This is a genomic window from Microtetraspora malaysiensis, from assembly GCF_050947145.1.
GTDB classification, from domain to species: domain Bacteria; phylum Actinomycetota; class Actinomycetes; order Streptosporangiales; family Streptosporangiaceae; genus Microtetraspora_A; species Microtetraspora_A malaysiensis.
In genome coordinates this window covers 2,184,436-2,205,122 of the sequence record NZ_CP191998.1, presented here as the reverse complement: position 1 = coordinate 2,205,122, position 20,687 = coordinate 2,184,436, and the positions used below count along the sequence as shown (strand labels likewise).

General features: G+C 70.9%; 15 protein-coding genes. 4 read left to right on the top strand and 11 right to left on the bottom strand.

Annotated features, from left to right (window positions below; translation table 11 throughout):
- Positions 1–81: 81 nt before the first annotated feature.
- The 4 genes from purU to ACQP1V_RS10680 all read right to left on the bottom strand — a co-directional run bounded on the left by purU (position 82) and on the right by ACQP1V_RS10680 (position 5,341).
- On the bottom strand, positions 82–930 hold the full coding sequence (purU, locus tag ACQP1V_RS10695) for a formyltetrahydrofolate deformylase (protein ID WP_433421518.1): 849 nt from the start codon (positions 928–930) through the stop codon (positions 82–84).
- 69 nt (positions 931–999) lie between these two features.
- On the bottom strand, positions 1,000–2,904 hold the full coding sequence (locus tag ACQP1V_RS10690) for a tetratricopeptide repeat protein (protein WP_433421515.1): 1,905 nt from the start codon (positions 2,902–2,904) through the stop codon (positions 1,000–1,002).
- A 329-nt stretch (positions 2,905–3,233) separates the two neighbouring features.
- Entirely contained in the window at positions 3,234–3,740 is a 507-nt protein-coding gene (locus tag ACQP1V_RS10685) for a GNAT family N-acetyltransferase (RefSeq protein ID WP_433421512.1), read from the bottom strand.
- Positions 3,737–5,341 carry an XRE family transcriptional regulator gene (locus tag ACQP1V_RS10680; protein WP_433421509.1) on the bottom strand — a complete coding sequence of 535 codons (1,605 nt, stop codon included), beginning with the start codon at positions 5,339–5,341 and terminating at the stop codon, positions 3,737–3,739. Before ACQP1V_RS10680 ends, ACQP1V_RS10685 begins: the two co-directional genes overlap by 4 nt.
- 339 nt (positions 5,342–5,680) lie before the next feature.
- Here ACQP1V_RS10680 and ACQP1V_RS10675 point away from each other — a divergent pair, with 339 nt between their 5' ends.
- The 4 genes from ACQP1V_RS10675 to ACQP1V_RS10660 all read left to right on the top strand — a co-directional run bounded on the left by ACQP1V_RS10675 (position 5,681) and on the right by ACQP1V_RS10660 (position 9,489).
- A complete protein-coding gene (locus ACQP1V_RS10675) occupies positions 5,681–5,941 on the top strand; it encodes a hypothetical protein (RefSeq protein WP_387416524.1) in 261 nt (86 codons plus the stop codon).
- A gap of 563 nt (positions 5,942–6,504) precedes the next feature.
- Entirely contained in the window at positions 6,505–7,515 is a 1,011-nt protein-coding gene (locus ACQP1V_RS10670; RefSeq protein ID WP_433421506.1) for a mechanosensitive ion channel family protein, read from the top strand.
- Positions 7,516–7,549: 34 nt separating this feature from the next.
- The gene (locus tag ACQP1V_RS10665; RefSeq protein ID WP_067141110.1) at positions 7,550–7,918 is read left to right on the top strand and encodes a globin; all 369 of its coding nucleotides are present in this window, start codon (positions 7,550–7,552) and stop codon (positions 7,916–7,918) included.
- A gap of 29 nt (positions 7,919–7,947) precedes the next feature.
- Positions 7,948–9,489 (top strand): glycoside hydrolase family 13 protein, encoded by a 1,542-nt coding sequence (locus tag ACQP1V_RS10660; protein ID WP_433421503.1) that lies wholly within the window; start codon positions 7,948–7,950, stop codon positions 9,487–9,489.
- A 4-nt stretch (positions 9,490–9,493) separates the two neighbouring features.
- On the opposite strand, the gene ACQP1V_RS10655 is transcribed toward ACQP1V_RS10660, so the two are convergent.
- The 7 genes from ACQP1V_RS10655 to cobA all read right to left on the bottom strand — a co-directional run bounded on the left by ACQP1V_RS10655 (position 9,494) and on the right by cobA (position 20,639).
- Complete coding sequence (locus tag ACQP1V_RS10655) at positions 9,494–9,976, bottom strand: acyl-CoA thioesterase (RefSeq protein ID WP_433421500.1); 483 nt, start codon at positions 9,974–9,976, stop codon at positions 9,494–9,496.
- Between the two features lie 115 nt (positions 9,977–10,091).
- Positions 10,092–11,756 carry an energy-dependent translational throttle protein EttA gene (gene ettA / locus ACQP1V_RS10650; protein ID WP_433421497.1) on the bottom strand — a complete coding sequence of 555 codons (1,665 nt, stop codon included), beginning with the start codon at positions 11,754–11,756 and terminating at the stop codon, positions 10,092–10,094.
- A 31-nt stretch (positions 11,757–11,787) separates the two neighbouring features.
- Complete coding sequence (locus ACQP1V_RS10645) at positions 11,788–13,083, bottom strand: GGDEF domain-containing protein (protein WP_433421494.1); 1,296 nt, start codon at positions 13,081–13,083, stop codon at positions 11,788–11,790.
- 420 nt (positions 13,084–13,503) lie between these two features.
- Positions 13,504–14,238 carry a single-stranded DNA-binding protein gene (locus ACQP1V_RS10640; RefSeq protein ID WP_433421491.1) on the bottom strand — a complete coding sequence of 245 codons (735 nt, stop codon included), beginning with the start codon at positions 14,236–14,238 and terminating at the stop codon, positions 13,504–13,506.
- 115 nt (positions 14,239–14,353) lie between these two features.
- A complete protein-coding gene (locus ACQP1V_RS10635) occupies positions 14,354–15,985 on the bottom strand; it encodes a GTPase (RefSeq protein ID WP_433421488.1) in 1,632 nt (543 codons plus the stop codon).
- Positions 15,982–19,410, bottom strand: a complete 3,429-nt coding sequence (locus tag ACQP1V_RS10630) for a GTPase (protein ID WP_433421486.1) — start codon at positions 19,408–19,410, stop codon at positions 15,982–15,984. The genes ACQP1V_RS10635 and ACQP1V_RS10630 overlap by 4 nt, the downstream gene beginning before the upstream one ends.
- Positions 19,407–20,639, bottom strand: a complete 1,233-nt coding sequence (gene cobA / locus ACQP1V_RS10625) for a uroporphyrinogen-III C-methyltransferase (RefSeq protein ID WP_387416515.1) — start codon at positions 20,637–20,639, stop codon at positions 19,407–19,409. Before cobA ends, ACQP1V_RS10630 begins: the two co-directional genes overlap by 4 nt.
- Positions 20,640–20,687 lie beyond the last annotated feature (48 nt).

The window sequence follows — 20,687 nt, the reverse complement described above, 5'->3', positions numbered from 1 at the left end:
ACGGCCGGGCCTGACCGGGCCCGGCCGTACCCCCACGCCCCCGTGCCGACGGAGCGCGGATGTAGCGGTCGGGCCGGCTCCCTATCGGGGGAAGACGATGGTCTTGTGGCCGTCGAGCAGCACCCGGTGCTCGGTGTGCCACCGGACCGCGCGGGCCAGCGCCTGCCGTTCGACATCGCGGCCGATCGCGGCGAGGTCCTCGGGCGAGTGGGTGTGATTGACCCGCGCGACCTCCTGCTCGATGATCGGCCCCTCGTCCAGGTCGTGCGTCACGTAGTGGGCGGTCGCGCCGATCAGCTTGACCCCCCGCGCGTACGCCTGGTGGTACGGCTTGGCGCCCTTGAACGACGGCAGGAACGAGTGGTGGATGTTGATCACTCGTCCCGCCAGCTTGGCGCACAGGTCCTCCGAGAGCACCTGCATGTATCGGGCCAGCACCACCAGATCGGCCTGGTAGTGCTCGACCAGCGCGAGGATCTCGGCCTCCTGCCGCGGCTTGGTCTCCGGCGTGACCGGCAGGTGGTGGTAGTCGATGCCGTACGACTGGGTGAGCGGCCGCAGGTCGGGGTGGTTGGAGGCGACCGCGACGATCTCGATGTCCAGCAGGCCGGAGCGCGCCCGGTAGAGCAGGTCGTTGAGGCAGTGGTCGAACTTACTGACCAGCACCAGCACCCGCGGCTTGACCGCCTGGTCGAAGAGCTGGAGGTCCATGCCGTACTCGGGCGCCAGCGCGGTGAAGGCCGCGTGCAGGTCGTCGAGCGGGAGGTCGCCGGTGAACTGGACGCGCATGAAGAAGCGGTTGGCGACGGGGTCCCCGAACTGCTGGCTCTCGGTGATGTTGCAGCCGTGCCCGGCCAGCAGCCCCGAGACGGCGGCGACCACACCGGGACGGTCCGGACAGGACAGGGTCAGCACATAGTCAGCAGTCATGCCTTGATCCTTGGGTTTCTTGGCGCTCTCGCCTCAAACTGTGCATGATACCGCCCCCGCGGCTTCGGCTCAGCTCTCCACGTCGATGCCCGGATCGAGTTCCCGTGCCCGCGTCAGATCGGCGGCGGCCTCGTCCAGCCGGCCGAGGTCGCGCAGGGCGACCGCACGGTTGGCGTACAGGGCGGCGTCCTCGCCGAGCTCGATGGCCCGGGTCAGATCCGCCACGGCGCCGTCGAGGTCACCCGTCTGGTAGCGCAGGATCGCCCGGTTCGCCCATGCCCCAGCGAGCCCCGGATCCCGCGCCAGCGCCGTGTCGAACGCCGCCCGGGCCTCGCCGTACCGGCCGGCGGCGGTTTCGAGCTGGCCGAGCACGCCGTGCAGGTGCGGGTTGCCCGGGTCGATCACCAGCCCCGCCTCGACGTCGCGCCGGGCCGCCTCGTCCTCGTCGAGCATCACCAGGACACCCGCGCGGTTCACATAGGCGTCCAGGAAGGCCGGGTCCAGCTCCAGAACGTGGTCCAGGTCGGCCAGGGCCGCGTCCAGGTCACCGGCGGACAGGAGCAGCTCGGCCCGGTTGTAGTACGCCTCGGGCAGGGGCGGGCCGAGCCTGATCGCGGTCTCGTAGTCGGCGAGCGCGTCCTGCGGCCGGCCCATCGCGAGCAGCAGGTTGCCGCGATCCAGATAGTGGTCGGGGAACGCGGGATCGATCGCGACGGCCCGGTCGAAGTCCTCCAGCGCGTCCGCACGCCGACCGGCCCGGGCCAGGAGCTGCGCCCGGTTGGCGAACAGCACCATCCGGTGCTGGGGATGGGCGTCCGGGGCGAGATCCCGCTCGGCCAACTCGATCGCCGACTCGACCAGGCGCAGCGCCTCGTCGATCCGGCCCTGCCGCAGCTCGATCAGCGCCCGCCCGTTGCGGTCGAAGCCGAGCTTGAAGGCACGCTCCCGGCGGTCGGGCAGCAGCGTCGAGACGGCGATCGCCTCGTTGATCCACCCCAATGCCCGGCCGAGATCGCGCCGCGCCGGGTCGGGGTCGCGGGCGTCCAGCATGGCCGTGCCGTACGCGGCCGCGGCGTGGACGGCGGGGTCCACGCTGGCGCGGCGGGCGCTCTCGTAGATCTCGAACGCCTCCGCCCGGCGGCCGATCCCCGCCAGCGCGGTCGCCGTGCGGTGCGCGAAGCGCCACCAAAGGTCGGATCCGGGAGCGGCCAGACGCAGCCCGCGCGGGCCGAGCTCGGCCACGGCGTGCAGGAAGCCCTCGCCGACGCAGTGGTCCACCGCCGTCCACAGCGCGGCCAGCGCGGCCTCCCGGTCGCCGCCCAGCTCCCGGTGGTACGGCACCGCCCCCAGCAGGTGCTCGCCGGTCAGCTCAGCCGCCCTCCGGTCATGCGCCCGAGCCCGCTCCGCCGGCGGCAGCGCCAGATAGGCCGCGTACGCCCGAGGGTCGTCGGTGGTGCCGTCCGAGGCGATGAAGTTCTCGGCGTAGTTGTCGACGCGGATGCCGGTGTCGTCCTCCGCGGGCGGCGCCGTGACCAGGACGACGTCCGTCTCGCTCCATCCGTCGGGTGACGTGGGCGCGCCCACGGCCACGGTCAGGGCGGGAACACGGCGCATGAGCACGGCCAGCAGCTCACGATCGGTGGCGTCGGCCTCGTGGACGTTGTCGACGCGCAACGCGCGCGGCCCGTCCAGACAGTCCCGTACGAACTCGGCGATGCCGTTGGCGAGGCGCAGTGTCCGCCGGGGGGCCGGCACCAGGATCCGCTCGTCCTCGTGGAGGCCGTCACTCAGCGGCTCCGCCTGGGACGGCACGAACGGCCGGAGGTCGGGGGCGGCGGCCCGGATCGCGACAGCGTACGCGGCGACCAGGTCGGGGGCGCGCTCCAGCGCGGCTGGGACGAGCGCACGCAGCAGCGCGCCACCGATGGTGTAGGGGCCGCGCACCCGTCGATGCCCATTGATCAGGGGCGCCACGGGCGGAGGAAGCTCCAGGGCGTGGAGGGCGGCCAGGCGATCACGGGAAAGCCTCCCCCGGACCCAGATTGCGCGGCCGTTCTGCCGAGGGCTCCAGGTCACCCTTTGTGAATCACGCTCGACGTTCCGGTGAGCCGCACCGTGCCGGGCTTGCGGATAATGATCTTCTTCATCGTGCCTCTTTTCCGTGACACGGTCGCGCTTGGATCCACGTTCGCTTCGCGGGCGGCTTGTTCCGCCGCCCACTCCGCTCACCGCGGCCCTCGCCGTTCATGACAAGGCATAAGTATTGACACGAATCAGCAATCCGCAAGGCCCGGCAGGGTGGTTTATCTGATTAATTGCGGTGAAACAACGGGAGTAAGGTATTTCTCCCCATAGAGCACTATGGCTGCGCCGCGTGTCTCCCGCCGGATCTCGCGCCAGCCGTACTTCCGATAGAGCTCGACGGCGGCCCCCTGCTGCAGGGTGGTGTCCCCGCGCAGCACGTGGTAGCCGAGCTCGCGGGCGCGTTCCTCCAGCCGTTCGAGGATCATCGCGCCGCAACCGCGGCGTTGAAACTCCGGATGGACTCGGAGCCGGCACATCTCCGCGGTCTCGTCGTCGACGCGGCGCAGACCTCCCATCGCGACGATCCGGCCGCCGCCCGGCTCCTCGCCGACCAGGAACTCGCCCCGATCGGCGAGGTACACCGCCTGGATACGCGGGAAGTCGTCGTCGTAGTAGACGCCGTCACCCGGCATCAGGCCGACCTGGGCGAGGCCGATCTGGTGCAGCGCCAGGACCTCGTCGAGGTCCGACCAGCGGTAGCGGCGGATCCGGATCGCCCCCGTCACGTCTGCTGCCTGTTCTGCTCGAGGGTCACGGCGGCCGCCGCGGCCGCGGCTGAGGCGTCCTCCGTGGCGGACAGCAGACACTCCCGGAAGGCCGCGAGCGCGGGGACGTCGCCGTACTTCGACTGGACCGCCTTGAGCAGGTCCTGCGCGGGGCGCATGACCAGCTCGGTGCGGTATTCGCGCTCGATCATCTCGATGGCCTTGCGGCCCATCTCCAGCGCCTCCTCGACCTCGCCCTCGATCAGGCGGCACTGGGCGCGGTCGAAGCGGATCAGGGTCTGGTCGAGCAGGTCCTCACCGGAGTATTTGCCGAGCGCCTGCTCCAGTATGAGGTCCGCCTCCAACGTCTGCCCCAGCTTGACCAGGACGTCGCCCTGGTAGAAGTAGAGCTGCCGTTCGGTATAGCCGAAGGCCGGGTCCTCCTGGTCGTTGCTGCTCATCTGCGCGAAGGCCGCCCTGGCCCGGGACAGCGCCCGCTTGGCCTGGTCGACGACCTCCTTCTTGGGACCGGTGCTGCCGGCCAGCATGGCGAGCGCTCTGGCCTCGACCACCGGTGCCATGGTCTTGGCCGCGCAGGGCGTCTGCCCGGCCATGTCCCGGCTCTTCTTCGCCAGCGCGAGCGCCTCGCGCGGGTCGCCGTAGTAGAGCGGGACCAGCGCCTCGCGGGCGCTCACCCAAGCACGCAACGCGCGGTCGCCCGTCTCGTCGGCGGCCGTACGCCCGGTGCGGAAGAACGACCGGGCCATGCGATGGTCGCCGAGGTCGATCATGATCATCCCGCAGAGCCCGGAGAGCTGAGCGGTCATGCGGCAGAGCCGTTCCTGGATGTCGACCGGCTGCCGCCGCTCCAGCGCCTTGCGCACCGTGGAGAACTCCAGCAGCACGTCGCAGAGAAGGCGAAGCGGCGGGGTGTTCATGTACTGCCTGCCGAAACCGGTGGTCGTCTCCTCCCACTGGTCCAGCATCGCGGGCGAGACGGTCGCCGAGGCCATCGTCTCGTCCATGTGTCGTCGTATGTTCTCCACCGCACCCAGCACCTGGCCATCGAGAGCCAACGGGGTACCGGCGAGGATCTTCAGCAGCGTCCTCCGTAGCACGTTCTCGTCCTCCTCGCCCCCGTCCGCGGAAGGACTACCGCCATCCGGCTGTATCCACAGCTCGCGCACATTGGGGGAAGTGTCAGGTATTCCCTCTTCGAAATCGCAGCCGCGGACATTGCCGGGCGTTCCGTGGCCGTGGCCACAGATGCACGGCCCTTCGTAGCCGAGGGCGGCCGGTTCCACCCGGTAGACGGAACACAGGTAGTGGAGGTACTCCGGTCCGGGCTTCTTCAGCCCCGACTCGTAGGCGGACAGAAGCGTCTCGCCGATCCCCGGGACGGCTTTGCCGTCCCGCTCGAATAGCGCCCGTACCTGCTCGATCACATCCGCGAGTGCGATGCCGTTCGACAGGCGGTGCGCCTTGATCTTCGTGGTGCCGAACTTCGGTCCACACGCAAGATGGATCTCGTCGGCGATCACGGCCACGGCCCGCCCGACGGCCAGACCCCGAGCCCTGACCCGCCGTGCGATCTCCGTTTCCCTGTGCTGCCTGCCGGACATCCCGGCCCCTCTCTCGCGGACGGGTGATGGCGCCGACCGCGTGTCCCGAAGGGTCCTCATCTGCTGACGCAGCGTAACGTCTCTGTCGCGCTGCGGCTACACAAGAATGATGGACCAGTTTTTGCCCGGCATGGACGAGTAGTTGAAGGTGCTGACTAAGGATCGTTCCTCAGCAGGTGGTTTTCTTCAACCTACTTGGGGGTTTGCCTAACCGCAGAGCCGACGGTCGGCGTTGACCCGTTCATGCTTGGTGAGTCATCTTGAGCCCACCAGGACCAAAAGCCCGGGTCAAAGACGCCCGGTGCATCGGGCTCGCCGAAAACCAAGGAGGACACCGAAGTGGAGGATGACGATTTCCAGCGTCTGGAACTCCTGGTATCCGAACTCGACTCCCGCGGCCTTCTCGCCCGAGTCGTACGCACCCAGTCAGGCCGCCCCTTCGTACGGGTGATCAACCCGAAGGCCACGAGTCTCACGGAGAACGTCGTGTGCAGGGCAACGGACTACTGGTGGTCCTGGGGAGAGCGGATGCACCGGGCGGACGACCCGGCCGGTGCGGCGCGCAAGGTCGCCCGAGTGCTCGCCGCGGTGAGCGACTAGTGCCGTGACCGGCAAGGTTTGCCCGGACGGAGCGGTGGTCCAGGGTGGTGAATCGCAAGGCGGAGGAGGAGGCCGTAGCGGAGCCTACGGCCGACGACGACAACGCAGCGAGGTGCCGCCCTGGGCGACGCGACGGGGCAAAAATTGGCGGGAGGGGCACTAGCACGTCGCGGCTCATGGGGCCGGCGGAGCGCACGGTGCGGAGCGCCCCGCGACTGCCGCGCCTGACGCGGCGGCACGGGACGCTGTGCGCCCCCGGCCCCCACCATCTCGTGCCCGGCGGAAACCACGCCGAGCACGGCACGCCGCCGTCCGATCCTGGTCGTACCGGCCAGGATCGGACGGTGATCGAGGAGGATCCCTCCGATGAACGGCATGGCGCGCGCTCCGGGTGCGCACGCCATGCCCTGCCGCTCGTCGCGGTGAAACCCCTGCCCGCCGTACCGACGCCGGGCGGGGGAATCTGCCTTCCCCGGCGATGTGACGACGGCCGGTCCAGTCTGCACAATGAGTTAGGTTTACCTGCCCGTTGCTGACCGAACCGATCCGGGGGGATCCACCTCGTGTTCCTGTACGCGCCGATGCCGTCACCGTCTCCTGAGCCGGATCTCGTGGACCAGGCGGGCGAGGCGTTCACCGCGGTGGCCAACACGTGCAAAAGCGGCAAGGGCCTGACGTGCTCGGTCCTCAACGCGTCCTTCCCCGACGGCGTGTACCCCTGGGTCCCGCTCGTGGCCGGGATCGTCGACGCCCTGCTCACCCTGTTCCTGATCCTCGCCGTCGCTTTGGTGGTGCGGAGCGTCGCGCACCGCCTCATCACCCGGGTGACGTTGCGGGCCAGCGAGGGCGTCCTGCCGGAGCGCTTCAAGACCATGTCATCCGGGTCGAGCGAGGCGAGCACCGCGATCCTCACCGAGCGCCGCAGGCAGCGGGCCGAGACGATGGGCTCGGTGCTGCGGAGCCTGTCCTCGGTTGTGATTCTCGGCACGGCCGCCCTGATGATCCTGTCCAACCTGGGCATCGAACTGGCCCCGCTGCTCACCAGCGTCGGCATCATCGGTGTCGCGGTCGGCTTCGGCGCGCAGGAGCTGGTCAAGGACTTCATCGCCGGCATGTTCATGCTGCTTGAGGACCAGTACGGCGTGGGTGATGTCATCGACACCGGGGTCGCGGTCGGCACCGTCGAGGCCGTCACCCTGCGGATCACCCGGATCCGGGACGCCGACGGCAAGGTCTGGTACGTCCGCAACGGCACCATCAGCCGGGTCGGCAACGAGTCCCAGGGCTGGTCGCGCGCGGTCGTCGACGTGACCGTGCCGTACGAGGCGGACATCACGACGGTGCGCGAGCTGCTCAAGGGCGTCTCGACGGCGATGTGGGAGGAGCCGGAGCACCGCGACGCCCTCCTGGTCGAGGAGCCCCAGGTGTACGGCCTGGAGCAGATCTCCGACAAGTCGGTCATCTTCCGGGTCAGCGTAAAGACCGCCCCGGCGCAGCAGGCCGAGGTGGCGCGCGAGCTGCGGATCCGGATCAAGAGGGCGTTCGACGAGAAGAACCTGGCCTTCGCGGGCTGAACCTACTCACCGGTAACTGGCCTAGGCTGAAGCGGTGACAACGTTTTACGAGGCAGTCGGAGGCGAGGAGACGTTCCGGCGGCTCGTGCACCGCTTCTACGAAGGCGTCGCCGCGGACCCGCTGCTGCGCCCGATGTACCCCGAAGACGACCTTGAGGGCGCCGAAGACCGGCTGCGGATGTTCCTCATCCAGTACTGGGGCGGCCCCAACACCTACAGCCAGGAGCGCGGCCACCCCCGGCTGCGCATGCGGCACGTGCCGTTCACGATCGGCGAGGCGGAGCGGGACGCCTGGCTCAAGCACATGGGCGACGCCGTGCACTCCCTGGAACTCGCCCCCGAGCATGAAGAGCAGCTCCTGCGCTACCTCGTCTACGCGGCCCAGAGCATGATGAACGCATAACGCTCTCTGCCACGGGGCAGCCCTGGGGCATGCGTGAAACCCCCTGGTGGCATGACGCCGTCGTCTACGAGATCTACGTCCGCAGCTTCGCCGACTCCACCGGTGACGGGGTCGGCGATCTCGCCGGCGTGCGGAGCCGGCTGCCCTACCTCGCGGACCTGGGCGTCGACGCGATCTGGCTGACCCCGTTCTATCGCTCCCCCATGGCGGACGGCGGCTACGACGTCGCGGACTACCGCGACGTCGATCCGCTCTTCGGCACTCTGGACGACTTCGACGACCTGGTGGCGGACGCGCACGGCCAGGGGCTGCGGCTGATGGTCGACATCGTCCCCAACCACAGCTCCGCCGCCCACCCCTGGTTCCAGAAGGCCCTGAACGCGCCTGAGAGCTCGCCTGAGCGCGATCGGTACATCTTCCGGCCCTCCCCACCCGGACGGCCGGACACGGAGCCGAACAACTGGCTCTCGGTCTTCGGCGGGCCCGCGTGGACCCGGCTGCCGGACGGCGATTGGTACCTCCACCTCTTCGCGCCCCAGCAGCCCGATTTCAACTGGAACAACCCGGAAGTGCGGGAAGACTTCCGCACCACGTTGCGGTTCTGGCTGGATCGGGGCGTGGACGGCTTCCGCATCGACGTCGCCATGGGCCTGCACAAGGCGGAGGGGCTACCCGACACCACCCTCGGGTTCGGCGCCCGGTCGCCCATCTGGAGCCGCCCTGAGGTGCACCAGGTCTATCGCGAGTGGCGCGCCGTGCTCGACTCCTATCCCGGCGACCGCGCCGCGGTGGGCGAGGTCTGGACAGATTCGGCCGAGGACCTCGCCCTCTACGTCCGCTCCGACGAGCTGCACCAGAGCTTCAACTTCGCCTGGCTCGAGGCGCCTTGGTCGGCCGACGCGTTCCGCGAGGTCATCGAGACCACGCTGGCGGCGATGCGGGCGCCCACGTGGGTGCTGTCCAATCACGACGTCGTACGGCACGCCACCCGCTACGGCGAAGGCGCGGCGGATCCAGGGGCTGGGCTTGCCAGGGCGCGTGCCGCCTTGCTGGCGATGCTCGCCCTCCCCGGGTCGGCATACCTCTACCAAGGGGAGGAATTAGGGCTAACCGAGGTAAAGAACCTTCCACCGGAAGTACGTCAGGACCCTGTCTATTTCCGAACAAAGGGGGCGATGCCCGGTCGGGATGGCTGCCGGGTGCCGCTCCCCTGGTCGGGGACGGCCCCGCCGTTCGGCTTCGGATCGGGCGGGTCGTGGCTGCCGCAACCGCCCGAGTGGGCGGGGCTGACCGTGGAGCGGCAGATGACGGACCCCGGCTCCAGTTTGTCGTTCTATCGCCGGGCTCTGGCCGCGCGCCGATCCCTGCGGGGCACGCTGCCGGACACGATCACCTGGCTGGACGCCCCCGCCGGCGCCCTGGTCTTCTCCCGCGACCCGCTGGTCTGCGCCGTCAACTGCGGCACCGACCCGGTACGGCTACCGCCCCACGAGCGGGTCCTGATCTCCAGCGCTCCCCTGGACGGCGGCATGCTGCCGCCGGACACGGGAGCGTGGCTGCTGCGCGACTGACCTCTCACTCCTCGACCAAGAAGCGCTTGAGATGGGCGAGCTCGTCCTCGGTGAGCCGACGGGGGCGCGCGCCTTGAACGTCGTAGGCGACCATCACCGAACGCGCCTCGACGAAGACGTGCTCGTCGTCCTTGATCTCGTACGCGAGCGTGAACCGGACCGGCCTGATCTCGGTCACCCAGGTCTCGACGCGTACCGGATCGGGGCGGAACGTCAGCGGGTGGCGGTAGTCGATCTCGTGCCGGGCGACCACCAGGCCCCGGTGCGGACGGTCGCCCTCGCGGAGCCGATCGACGACGAGCATGCCGAGCCGCGCGTCCTCCAGGAAGTCGAAGAACCGCACGTTGTTGACATGGCCGAGGCTGTCGATGTCCCCGAAGCGGACCTGCCGGTGGAAGACGTGTCGCCGGTCGGCGGGGGCGGCGGCACTCATGACAGTACGGCCGACAGCACGGCCGACGCCGTCGGAGAGAGGTTGTCCGGACACACCGGAAACCGTATTCCACCCGCGGTTTCCGCACGCGGGCGGGGTCGCGACGAGCACCGGCCGAGGCCGGGACCGGCCCCCTGCCCCGGCGACCTGCGCCGGGGCCAAGGGCCGGCTAGTCCCGGGTCAGCTTGCGGTAGGTGACGCGGTGCGGGCGAGCCGCGTCCACGCCGAGCCGGTCGACCTTGTTCTTCTCGTAGTCGGCGAAGTTGCCCTCGAACCAGAACCAGTTCGAGCCGCCCTCCCACGCCAGGATGTGCGTGGCGATGCGGTCGAGGAACCACCGGTCGTGCGAGGTGATCACCGCGCAGCCCGGGAAGTCGAGCAGCGCGTTCTCCAGGCTGGACAGGGTCTCGGTGTCGAGGTCGTTGGTGGGCTCGTCGAGCAGCAGCACGTTGCCGCCCTGCTTGAGGGTCAGGGCGAGGTTGAGGCGGTTGCGCTCGCCACCGGACAGGATGCCCGACGGCTTCTGCTGGTCCGGCCCCTTGAAGCCGAACGCCGCGACGTACGCCCGGGACGGCATCTCGACGTTGCCGACCTTGATGTGGTCGAGCCCGTCGGAGACGACCTCCCAGACGTTCTTCTTCGGGTCGATGCCCGCCCGGCTCTGGTCGGCGTAGGAGATCTTGACGGTGTCGCCGACGGTGATGGCGCCGCCGTCCGGCGTCTCACCGCCGGTGATCATGCGGAACAGCGTGGTCTTGCCGACGCCGTTCGGGCCGATGATGCCGACGATGCCGTTGCGGGGCAGGTCGAAGGAGAGGCTGTCGATGAGGACGCGGTCATCGAAGCCCTTGGAGAGCTTCTCCGCCCGGATCACCGTCGTGCCGAGGCGCGGGCCCGGCGGGATCTGGATCTCCTCGAAGTCGAGCTTGCGGTACTTGTCCGCCTCAGCGGCCATCTCCTCGTAGCGCTGGAGACGGGCGCGGCTCTTCGTCTGGCGGGCCTTGGCGTTGGAGCGAACCCACTCGAGCTCCTCCTCCAGGCGCTTCTTGCGCTTGACGTCCTTCTGGCCCTCGACCTTCAGACGCGCGGTCTTGGCCTCCAGGTAGGTGGAGTAGTTGCCCTCGTAGGCGTAGCAGCGGCCGCGGTCGAGCTCCAGGATCCAGCCGGCCACGTTGTCGAGGAAGTAACGGTCGTGGGTGACGGCCAGGACGGTGCCGGGGTACTTCTCCAGGTGCTGCTCCAGCCACTGGACGCTCTCGGCGTCGAGGTGGTTCGTCGGCTCGTCGAGCAGCAGCAGGTCGGGCTGCTCCAGCAGGAGCTTGCACAGCGCGACGCGGCGGCGCTCACCACCGGAGAGCTGGGAGACCTCCGCGTCGCCGGGCGGGCAGCGGAGCGCGTCCATGGCCTGCTCGAGCTGGCTCTCCAGGTCCCAGGCGTTGCGGTGGTCCAGCGCGTCCTGCAGCTTGCCCATCTCTGCCAGCAGCTCGTCGCTGTAGTCGGTGGCCATCTGCTCGGCGATCGCGTTGAACCGGTCGAGCATCGCCTTGGTCTCGGCGACACCCTCCTCGACGTTGCCCAGAACGGTCTTGGTCTCGTTGAGCGGGGGTTCCTGCTGCAGCATGCCGACGGTGAAGCCGGGCATCAGCCGCGCGTCTCCGTTGGACGGCTGCTCGAGCCCCGCCATCATCTTGAGCAGCGTTGACTTGCCCGTGCCGTTCGGGCCCAGAACGCCGATCTTGGCTCCGGGCAGGAAGGACAGCGTGACATCGTCGAGGACTACCTTGTCACCGTGCGCCTTGCGCACGCGCTGCATCGTGTAGATGTACTCCGGCATGACTCCAAGGGTAGTGGCACCCACGGTAGCTTCAGCCGGTCATCTCATCCCCTGTGCGCGGTGGAGGAGCCGTGGGACGCGCGGGGAGGCAGATGCGGTCACGGCCGAGCTCCTTGGCCCGGTAGAGGGCGAGATCCGCGGCGGCGAGCAACTCGATGAGATCGTTGCCGTGCATGTTCATGATGGCCACTCCGGCCGAGATCGTCACGGTGACCATGGCGTGGTCGGCCGGGACCGCCATGCGCCCCACCCGGGAGCGCAACCGCTCGGCCACCCGCCTGGCCTCGGTGACGTCGGCCCGCGGCAACAGGATCACGAACTCTTCGCCGCCGAACCTGCCGACCACGTCGTAGTCGCGCAGCTGGCTGCGCAGCGTGCCGGCGACCCCGATCAGCACCTGGTCGCCGACGAGGTGGCCGTAGGTGTCGTTGACCCGCTTGAAGTGGTCGATGTCGACGATGAGCAGCGCGAGCGTCTCGCCGGTGCGCCGGGCGCGGACGATCTCGGTGTCCGCCTCGCGCTGCCAGGCGGCGGCGTTGAGCAGCCCGGTCTTCGGGTCGGTGCGCGCGGCGGCCTGGAGCTGGGCGTGCAGCAGGCTGCGCTGCAGCAGCACCACCGGCGGCAGCGCGAGCAGCAGCAGCCCCAGGTTGAGCGCGCACGCGATGGCGACCGTCACGCCGAGGCAGAGCTCGACGGCGTCGAGCAACGCGCTCTCGCGGTTCCACAGGAGCTCCCGCCACCGGGTGTCGGGATCGGCGGTGCGCACGGCGATGGCGATGAGCGCGGTGTTGAGCGCGGTGAACAGGACGGCGCAGGCCACCGCCGCGAGAATGGGCAGCGCGCGGCCGCTGGACAGCTCGCCCGGCGCCGGGATCCACGCATGGAACGCCACGGAGGCGACGCACGCGGCCACTCCGATCGCCGCCGCGCTGAAGACCCTCCGGTAGACGACCGTGGCGCGGACGCGCACTTGCAGCAGGATCTGCAGCGGGATGGGGGCGAGCAGGGCGTACACCGGTGGGAGCAGCAGCACGACGGGCAGCCACCAGGCCGACAGCAGGTCGCGGGACACCCCGGCGGGCATGCCGAGCCGTCGGGTGGCCTCGATGCAGACGGCGCCGCACACCGTCAGGGCGGCGAACGCGGCAAGGTGCGAGAGGTGGAACGGCGTCGCGATCAGCAGGTACGCGATCGCGGCCAGGTCCAGCGCGACGATGCCGAAGAAGTAGACGACGAGAGGACGGCGCTGGGCCAGCAGGGGCCACCGACCGCGCCGCGAGGGCGATCCGTCTCGCGGTGTGGCCGAGGTCTGGCTGGGTGCCGTCATCCAGTCTCCCCACGTGTCCGTGCGCCGATTCCAGCGTCTCACGATGTGTAACACAATAATTGCGGAGTGTGCGTCACGCGACGGGAACCGCTACCTTTGGCAGTCTGTGCCGTCGAATGTCCGGACGGCAGACGAGGTAACCGCTCCTTCGCCAGGGGGGCCGTGTGGGAAAGGAGCAGCCATGGTGCGGGGTGTGACCTGGACCTAGAAAGGGTGCTCTCGCAGCGACGCGGAAGTCGCCATCGGCCGATACCCGGACGTTCCACCGTGGGGCACCGGCCGCGCACGGCCGATGCCCTTGCCACCGCACGCTGACCCCTCACCTGCCACCCTCCGGCACTCCGGGCGCTACCTCCGCCACTCACCGCACACCGCCTCTGGCCCCCCGCGACACCGCTTCCGGTTTCCAGCCACTCGTCGTCATGCCGCGAGCGCGTCCGGCACCGTCTCGACCGGCCAGGGCACGTCGCCCGTTTCCCGCCCCTCCATGGCGCTGGAGGACGGGCGCTCGTCCGCGCGTTCCGCGGCCTCGCCCGCAGCGTCATCGTCGGAAGACGCGGACGCCTCCGCCGGATGAGTGCCCCGCCTCTCCGACGGCTGGGCGTCCCCTCCCTCGGCCGGGCGAACGGCCTGGCCCTCCCGGGCCGCCCGCTGCTCCGCCGGGCGCGGGTCCCGTCTCCCGTCCGGGAGTGCGTCCCGCTCGTCCGCATGGGGCACGGGCCTCAGCTCCCACTCGCGGGTGGCGTCGTCCATGCCCTGCCGGTCCTCACCGCTGGGCGGGCCCGCGAAGGACCGGACCGGCTTCTCGAAGCTCGCGATGCCCCACTTCAGGTCGTGGCCGAGCGAGCTGGCCTCGACCTCGGCCAGGAACCTCTGCTCGCCCTGCCGGTCCTGGAACTGCTTGATCCGGAGCCTGCCGTACACGACCAGGGGGTGGCCCTTGCGGACCGACTGGGCGACGTTGTCGGCGAGCGCCCGGTAGCAGCGGATCGTGTAGTACGTCGTGTCCTGAGTGGTCCACGTCTGGGACTGCCGATCGAGCACCCTGCGGTTGACCGCGAGCCGCAGACTCGTCGCGCGCGAGCCGTCGGGGAACTGGTACTGCCGGGGGTCGGCGGTGACGTTGCCGCTCAACGTGACGTAGACGTCGCTCATGGAGTCCTCCCCAGGTCCGGACCCTCGCCGGACACCGGGGCCGACTCTGCCCGCTCCCCCGCCGGGGGTTCTCCCCCGAATCCGGTTCTGTGGAAAACCCGGCGCCTGGGGACGGCTACTTCCGGGACGCGGCGGCCACGGCTGCGAAGTACTCGTTGTAGCGCCGCAGCTCGCCCTCGACCGGCGCGACCACCATCTCCTCCGCCACCGCGGCCACCCGGCGACGCATGCCCCTCTCCAGGCGCTCCCGTTCCTTCGCCGCGCCGAGAACGACGAAGTTCCTGCTCGCCATGCCGGACAGGAGGCCCAGGCCCAGAACGCCGACGATCAGCAACCCGAGCCACGGCAGCAGGCCGACGTCGCCGAGGATCTCCATCGGCGCCGGGCCCGCCTTCAGCACCCCGTACGCGAGGATCGAGCCGGCCCAGGCGACCCCCGCCACGAACAGCACGACGAGAAGGTACTGCCAGATCTTGAGCAGCCACCACCAGCCGGGGACCCGGTCCAGCGGCGGGGCGACCTGGGACAGCTCGTCGGAGAGCGTCGCGGGCAGCTCGCCGGACCTCGACCGCGCCGCGTCGCGCACGCCCGCCTGCCAGACCTCCGGCATCCCCTGGGTGACGCCGTCGGCCAGTGCCTGCACGGCGTTGTCCACCTCCGCCGGCTGGGCGCTGACAGCGCTGCCCACGAGGGCGCGGATCTCGTCCTTCACATCGCCGAGCCGCAGGCTGCTCAGCGGGTCGGGCCGCAGCCGGGCCGCCCACCGCGCGTACGGCCAGCCGACCCAGTCCACGGAGCGTACGCCGTACACGTTCTCCATGGCCTCGCCGACCGCGGAGACGCCGACGGCGTCGCACAGGGCGTCGGTCAGCCCCTCGCGGCGCGCGCCGTCCACGGCCGGCTCGACGCGCGAGAGGTCGGCGACGTCCTTGGTGAGGGGGCTCATCAGCCGGTCGAGGTCCGCCTCCAGCCTCTGGAAGGCCGCGCGGCGCCGGACCACCGACTCCGCGAGCACCGCCTTGAGGTCGTCGACGCCTTCGCCGGTGACCGCGGAGGTCACGACCACCTGCGGGCCGTCCACACCCTCCTTGGAGAGCAGCTCTCTCAGGTCGGCCACGCAGATCTCGCGGTCCTCCGGGGACAGCCGGTCCGCGTGGTTGAGCACGAAGACCGTCACGGCGTCGTGCCCCGCCAGCTCGGTGACGTAGCGCCGGTGCACGGAGGCGTCCGCGTACTTCTGCGGGTCGAGCACCCACACCACGAGGTCGGAGACCTTGATCAGCCGGTCGGCCTCGGTGTCGGTGAGCGCCCGGATCGAGTCGTGGTCGGGCAGGTCGAGCAGGATGAGCCCGTGAAGCTGGCTCTCCCCCTTGTCCAGCGCGCTGGCCCGGGCGAAGCGGTGCCGCCACTGGATCTGCAGCCAGTCGAGGAGCGGCCCGGCGCCGTCCAGGCCCCAGACGCATGCGTGGGTGCGGGCGGTGGTCGGCCTGCGCACCCCGATGGGTGAGAGTTCGAGGCCGGAGATGGCGTTGAACAGGGACGACTTTCCGCTGCCCGTGCCTCCGGCCAGCGCGACCACCGTGTGGTCCGGGGACAGCCTGAGCCGGTCCCCGGCGCGGACGAGCAACTGGGCGGCCTCGGTGAGCGTCGCCTGGTCGGCCCGGCCCGCGCCCAGCTCGACGAGCCGCGTGAGGGCGGCGAACCTGGCCCCGAGGCCGTACTGGACGTCGGTGGTGCTGGCAGTCATCGTGCGACCTCAAGGTTGTACGTCGCCTGGTACAGGCGGGTGGCTGCTGCCTCGTCCGGGATCCCGGCGCCGTCGAGCGTGTCCACGTAGCGCAGGGTCTCCTCGTCGAAGACCATGCCGATGCGGGCGCGCAGATCGCTCCGGGCCTTGGCGCTGATGTTCCGCAGCGGCTCGGCGCCGAGGAGCGCGCGCAGCAGGCGCTGCGGCAGCGCGCCCGCGCCCCGGCCGGACGAGACGTCCGTGGCGCCGTAACCGAGCAGGCCCACCGTGAAGATCAGGGCGAGCGACTCCACATCGAAGGAGACAAGCCGAGCCACCGAGCGCTTGGTCACGCCCTCGGTCCTGATCAGCTCGGTTACGTGGTCCTGCCAGGCGCCGATGGCGCGCGCGGTGCGCTGCGCGACCTCGCCGGACGAGCGGCCGAGGCCGGGTGTGGCGGCGAGCCGGTCACCCGCGCCCGCCCGCTGCCGCCAGCGCGCGACGACCTCCTCCGCGGCCCGCTCGGCGGCGGAGTTGATCATATTTTCCAGCGCGCTCCTGATCGCCGTCCTGAGCGCGCGGGCGCGTTCCGGCCCCTGCTGACCCCCCTTGCCGCCCCGCCGGAGCTGGAGGGTGCGGATCAGGTCGCCGGAGCCGGCGAAGTCCTGCCAGCGGGCCAGCACCTCGCCGCGCAGCAGCGAGCCGTTCCTGGTGGCCTCGTCGATGTCGGCCAGCGCGCCCATGTACGCGGCGTCCACGTCGGAGCGCAGGTCCGCGCGCAGCGCCACCTGCGTCTCCAGATGCCTGGCCAGCGCGGGCACCCGGTTCCTGAAACTGTCCAGGACGCCGTTCAGGGTCGTCCCTACGGCGGCGGCGCGCCGCTCGTCGTCCACGGAGAGGTGGGCCAGCCACATCCGCAGCTCGGAGACCTCCTTGTCGGGAAGCCGCCCTTCGGTGACCGCCGTCTCCTTGATCACGAAACGCTCGGCGTCGGCCAGGCCGTACTCGTCGAGCATCCGGCCGAAGTGCTTCACGATGACGTCGCGGGACTTCTCCGGCACCCGGGACAGCACGATGACCAGCCGCGCGCCGCGTTCCTTGGCCAGCCGCAGCAGGTTCCACGAGGGCGCGTCGGCGTACCGGGAGGCGGTGGTCACGAACACCCACAGGTCAGCCGCATCGAGCATCCGATGGGCGATCTCGTGGTGCTCCTCCACGACCGAGTCGATGTCCGGGGTGTCGAGCAGCGCCACGCCCGGCGGGAGGCGCTCGGTGGTGGACAGCACGACGCTGTCCGCTCCTACGCCCTCGACGGGCCGCTCAAGCCGGGTCAGCCCGCCGAGCAGGTCTCCTTCGGCGAACCATTCGTGGTCGTCGGGGTGGCACACCAGCACCGGCGTCCCCGTCGTGGGGCGGCGCACGCCCGTCATGCTCACCCGCTGCGCGGCGAGCGTGTTGACCAGGGTGGACTTGCCCGCCCCGGTCGAGCCCGCGACGACGATCAGCGCGGGTGCGGTGCTCATGTGCACGCGCGGGATGACGTAGTCCTCAAGCTGGGCCAGCACGGCGGCCTGCGCCTTGCGGGCCTCCTCCGCACCCGGGATGTCCAGGCCGAAGTGCAGGTCCTCGACAGCCAGGCGGAGCTGGTTCAGCGCCTCGGTCAGCGCGGCGGAGACGGGTTCCGGCAGCGGCACCGCGCGCACCCGGGCGACGGGATCCTCGTCAGCCTCTACGACCTCTACGACTTCTTCTTCGGCCGCTGCCTCTTCAGGCTCTTCGACCTCTTCGGCCTCATTGGCCTCGTCGTCCGGGCCGCCGGTCGCGCCCTCCGTGTGCTCGGCGTCGCCCGTCCTGACCTCGGCATCGTGAGGCATGCCCTCGGCGTCGTGAGGCATGCCCTCGGCGGCGCGGAGCCCGGCCTCGGCGTCCTCGCCCTCCGCCGCGTCGCCGCTCTCGCCCGTGATGGTGCTCGCGTCGCCGGTCTCGTCCGAGCGCCACGCCTCGTAGGCGAAAACACCCTCGCCGTCGGCCGCATGTCCGTACGCGGCGGGCTCGGCGTCACCGGAGTCGTCCGGCCGAGGCTCGGATGTCGAGCCGTCCTCGATCTGTCCCGCGCCGTCGGGCCACTCGATCGCTCCGGATCGCCCGGCGTCCTCGGCTTCCCCGCCGTCCACCGCGCCCGGAGCGTCCTCGATCCGCTCGGGATGCCCGTCGCTCTGGAGCGCGTCGATATCGCGAACGGCCTCGGGGGTGTCCGCGATCTCACCGGCGGTCTCGTCCCCCGCCTCCTCGGCGTGATGCCAGGGCGACGGCGCGCCCGCGGAGGGCGTATCCGGACCGTCTTCCTGGCTGTCCGCCGCGTCGGAGCGATCTGCCCGGTCCGCCGTTTCGTCGTGGACGGGGGCCGCCGCGCGATCATCTGACGTGGCGTTCTCGCCGTACGTCCGGTCGTCGTGGGCGGGCGTGCCGGACGTGTCCGGCGCCGCAGCGGGGTCGAGGTCGCCGGTCGTCCGTGGGCGCGTGGTCGCGCTGAAGGCGTCCCAGCCCGAGAGCCCGTCCGCGATGGCGGCGAATCCGGCGCTGACCACATCGGCCAGGTCGGGCTGCCCGGTCGTTTCCGGCGCTTCGGCGCCCTCGCGGGCGGCGCCGGCGGCGGGTCGCGGCGCGAAGGCGTCCCAGTCGCCCGTCCCCTCCGATCCCGTACGGGCGCCACTCGGAGGTGTCGCGGCGGTGCTCTCCGTCGCCGCGTCGTCACGGGCCGGCCGATCCCAGACGGATGTCCCCTCCGCCGGAGTTCGGCGAGGGAGGGCCGCGTCGTCACGAGCGGGCGGGTCCCAGACGGACGTCTCCTCCGCCGGTCCCGGCGTCACGTCGTGTTGGGGCGCGTCCCACGCCGGTTCGCGGTGTGCCGATCGACCGCGTACGAGAGGCTCGTCGATGTCGGGCCGAGCGGCGCGGGGCGGCTCGCCCGCTCCCGGCGCGCCGGAGGCGCCGCTCAGCGGGGACGGGCGCCTCGGCTGCTGCGTGGCGAACGCGTCCCAGCCCGGCGTCGCCCACGCCGTACGGTCACCGATGCGCGGGCGGGCCGGGCGGTCGGGGGCACCGGTCGTGTCGGGCGTGCGCGCGTCCCGCTCGGCGAAGGCGTCCCAGTGGTCGTCGTCGGTGCCGGAGTCCGTCGCCCCGTGGGAGGGACGCACCGTGAAACCGTCCCAGCTGTCGCCCCTGTCCCAGTCGGAACGAGCGGGACCGCTCAGGGCCGGGTGGTCGCCGTCCCCCGATCCGGAGTCGGCCGGGCCGCCGTCCTGGATGGGACGGAAGGCGACCGTCTGCTCTCCCGGTGTCTCCGGGTGCTCGCCGGTGTGATCGATGGCCTGCTCCTCGTTCTCCGCGTGGCCGGACCGGTCGACGGACCCGTCGTCGGGCGTCTTCCAGGCAGGCGGCTTCACGAGATCCGCCCCGCTCGCACCATTTCGATCTCCTGGCCGACTCTGACGACGTCGCCGACGATCACGATCGCCGGTGGCCGCACCCCGGTCGCGGTCACGCGCTCCGCCACCGTGGAGAGCGTGGCGGCGAGTGCTCGTTGGGTGGGAAGAGTACCGTCCTGCACCACCATCACGGGAGTTTCCGGCGAACGTCCGTACCGTACGAGCGCGTCGGCGATCTCCGCGACCCGCTCGACGCCCATCAGCAGGACGAGCGTTCCCTTCGACCGCGCGAGCCCCGGCCAGTCGACCGTCGACTTCGGATCGTCCGGCGCCACGTGTACGGAGATCACGTGGAACTCCTGGCTGACCCCCCGGTGGGTGACCGGCACTCCGGCCGCGGCCGGGACGGCCACCGCGCTGGTGACGCCCGGCACGACCGTCACCGGGATGCCGGCGCGGGCACAGGCGATCATCTCCTCGCCGCCGCGTCCGAAGACGAACGGGTCGCCGCCCTTGAGCCGGACGACGAACTTGCCCTGCCTGGCGTGCTCGACCAGCAGCTCGTTGATCCGCTCCTGCGCCAGCTGGCGGCCGTACGGGATCTTGGCGGCGTCGATGAGCTCGACGTCGGGCGACAGCTCGTCGAGGAGGGCGCGCGGGGCGAGCCGGTCGGCCACGACGACGTCCGCCTGGGCGAGGAGCTGACGTCCCCGGACGGTGATCAGCCCGGCGTCACCCGGCCCACCGCCGACGAGGGCGACACCGACGGGTTTGCCGCGGTGGCGGCGCGCGTCCACGCTGCCGTCGCGGAGCGCGTTGACGACCTCGTCGCGGATGCCTGCGGCCCGGCGCGGGTCGCCGCCCGCCGTGATGGCGACGCCGATCTCCCCGACTCGGCCGCTCGCGGGCGTCCAGGCGGCGGACGCCTCCTTGTCGTCGGCGCGTACGCACCAGATGCGCTTGGCCTCGGCCTCGGCGGCGATCGCCACGTTCACCTCGCGCCGGTCGGTGCAGGCGTGCACCAGCCACGCGCCGTCGCAGTCCCCCACCTGGTACGACCGGCGCTCCCAGGTAACGCGACCGTCGGCGATCAGGTCGTCGAGGGCGGGGGTGGCGCTGGGCGAGACGAGGACGACCGAGGCCCCGGCGTCGAGCAGGGCGGGGATCCTCCGCTGCGCGACGCGGCCGCCGCCCACGACCAGGACCCGTCGCCCATCGAGGCGAAGGCCGAGCAGGTAGGGCGCCATGACCCCTATCTCCCTAATGCGTAAAGCGTGCTGTGCTAGGAGGCAAAT

Excerpts from the sequence above, each read along its gene's own strand:
- purU (WP_433421518.1), bottom strand. The coding sequence starts at position 930 with ATGACTGCTGACTATGTGCTGACCCTGTCCTGTCCGGACCGTCCCGGT.
- ACQP1V_RS10680 (WP_433421509.1), bottom strand. The coding sequence starts at position 5,341 with ATGTCCGGCAGGCAGCACAGGGAAACGGAGATCGCACGGCGGGTCAGG.
- ACQP1V_RS10660 (WP_433421503.1), top strand. The coding sequence starts at position 7,948 with ATGCGTGAAACCCCCTGGTGGCATGACGCCGTCGTCTACGAGATCTAC.
- ettA (WP_433421497.1), bottom strand. The coding sequence starts at position 11,756 with ATGCCGGAGTACATCTACACGATGCAGCGCGTGCGCAAGGCGCACGGT.
- ACQP1V_RS10645 (WP_433421494.1), bottom strand. The coding sequence starts at position 13,083 with ATGACGGCACCCAGCCAGACCTCGGCCACACCGCGAGACGGATCGCCC.
- ACQP1V_RS10640 (WP_433421491.1), bottom strand. The coding sequence starts at position 14,238 with ATGAGCGACGTCTACGTCACGTTGAGCGGCAACGTCACCGCCGACCCC.
- ACQP1V_RS10635 (WP_433421488.1), bottom strand. The coding sequence starts at position 15,985 with ATGACTGCCAGCACCACCGACGTCCAGTACGGCCTCGGGGCCAGGTTC.
- cobA (WP_387416515.1), bottom strand. The coding sequence starts at position 20,639 with ATGGCGCCCTACCTGCTCGGCCTTCGCCTCGATGGGCGACGGGTCCTG.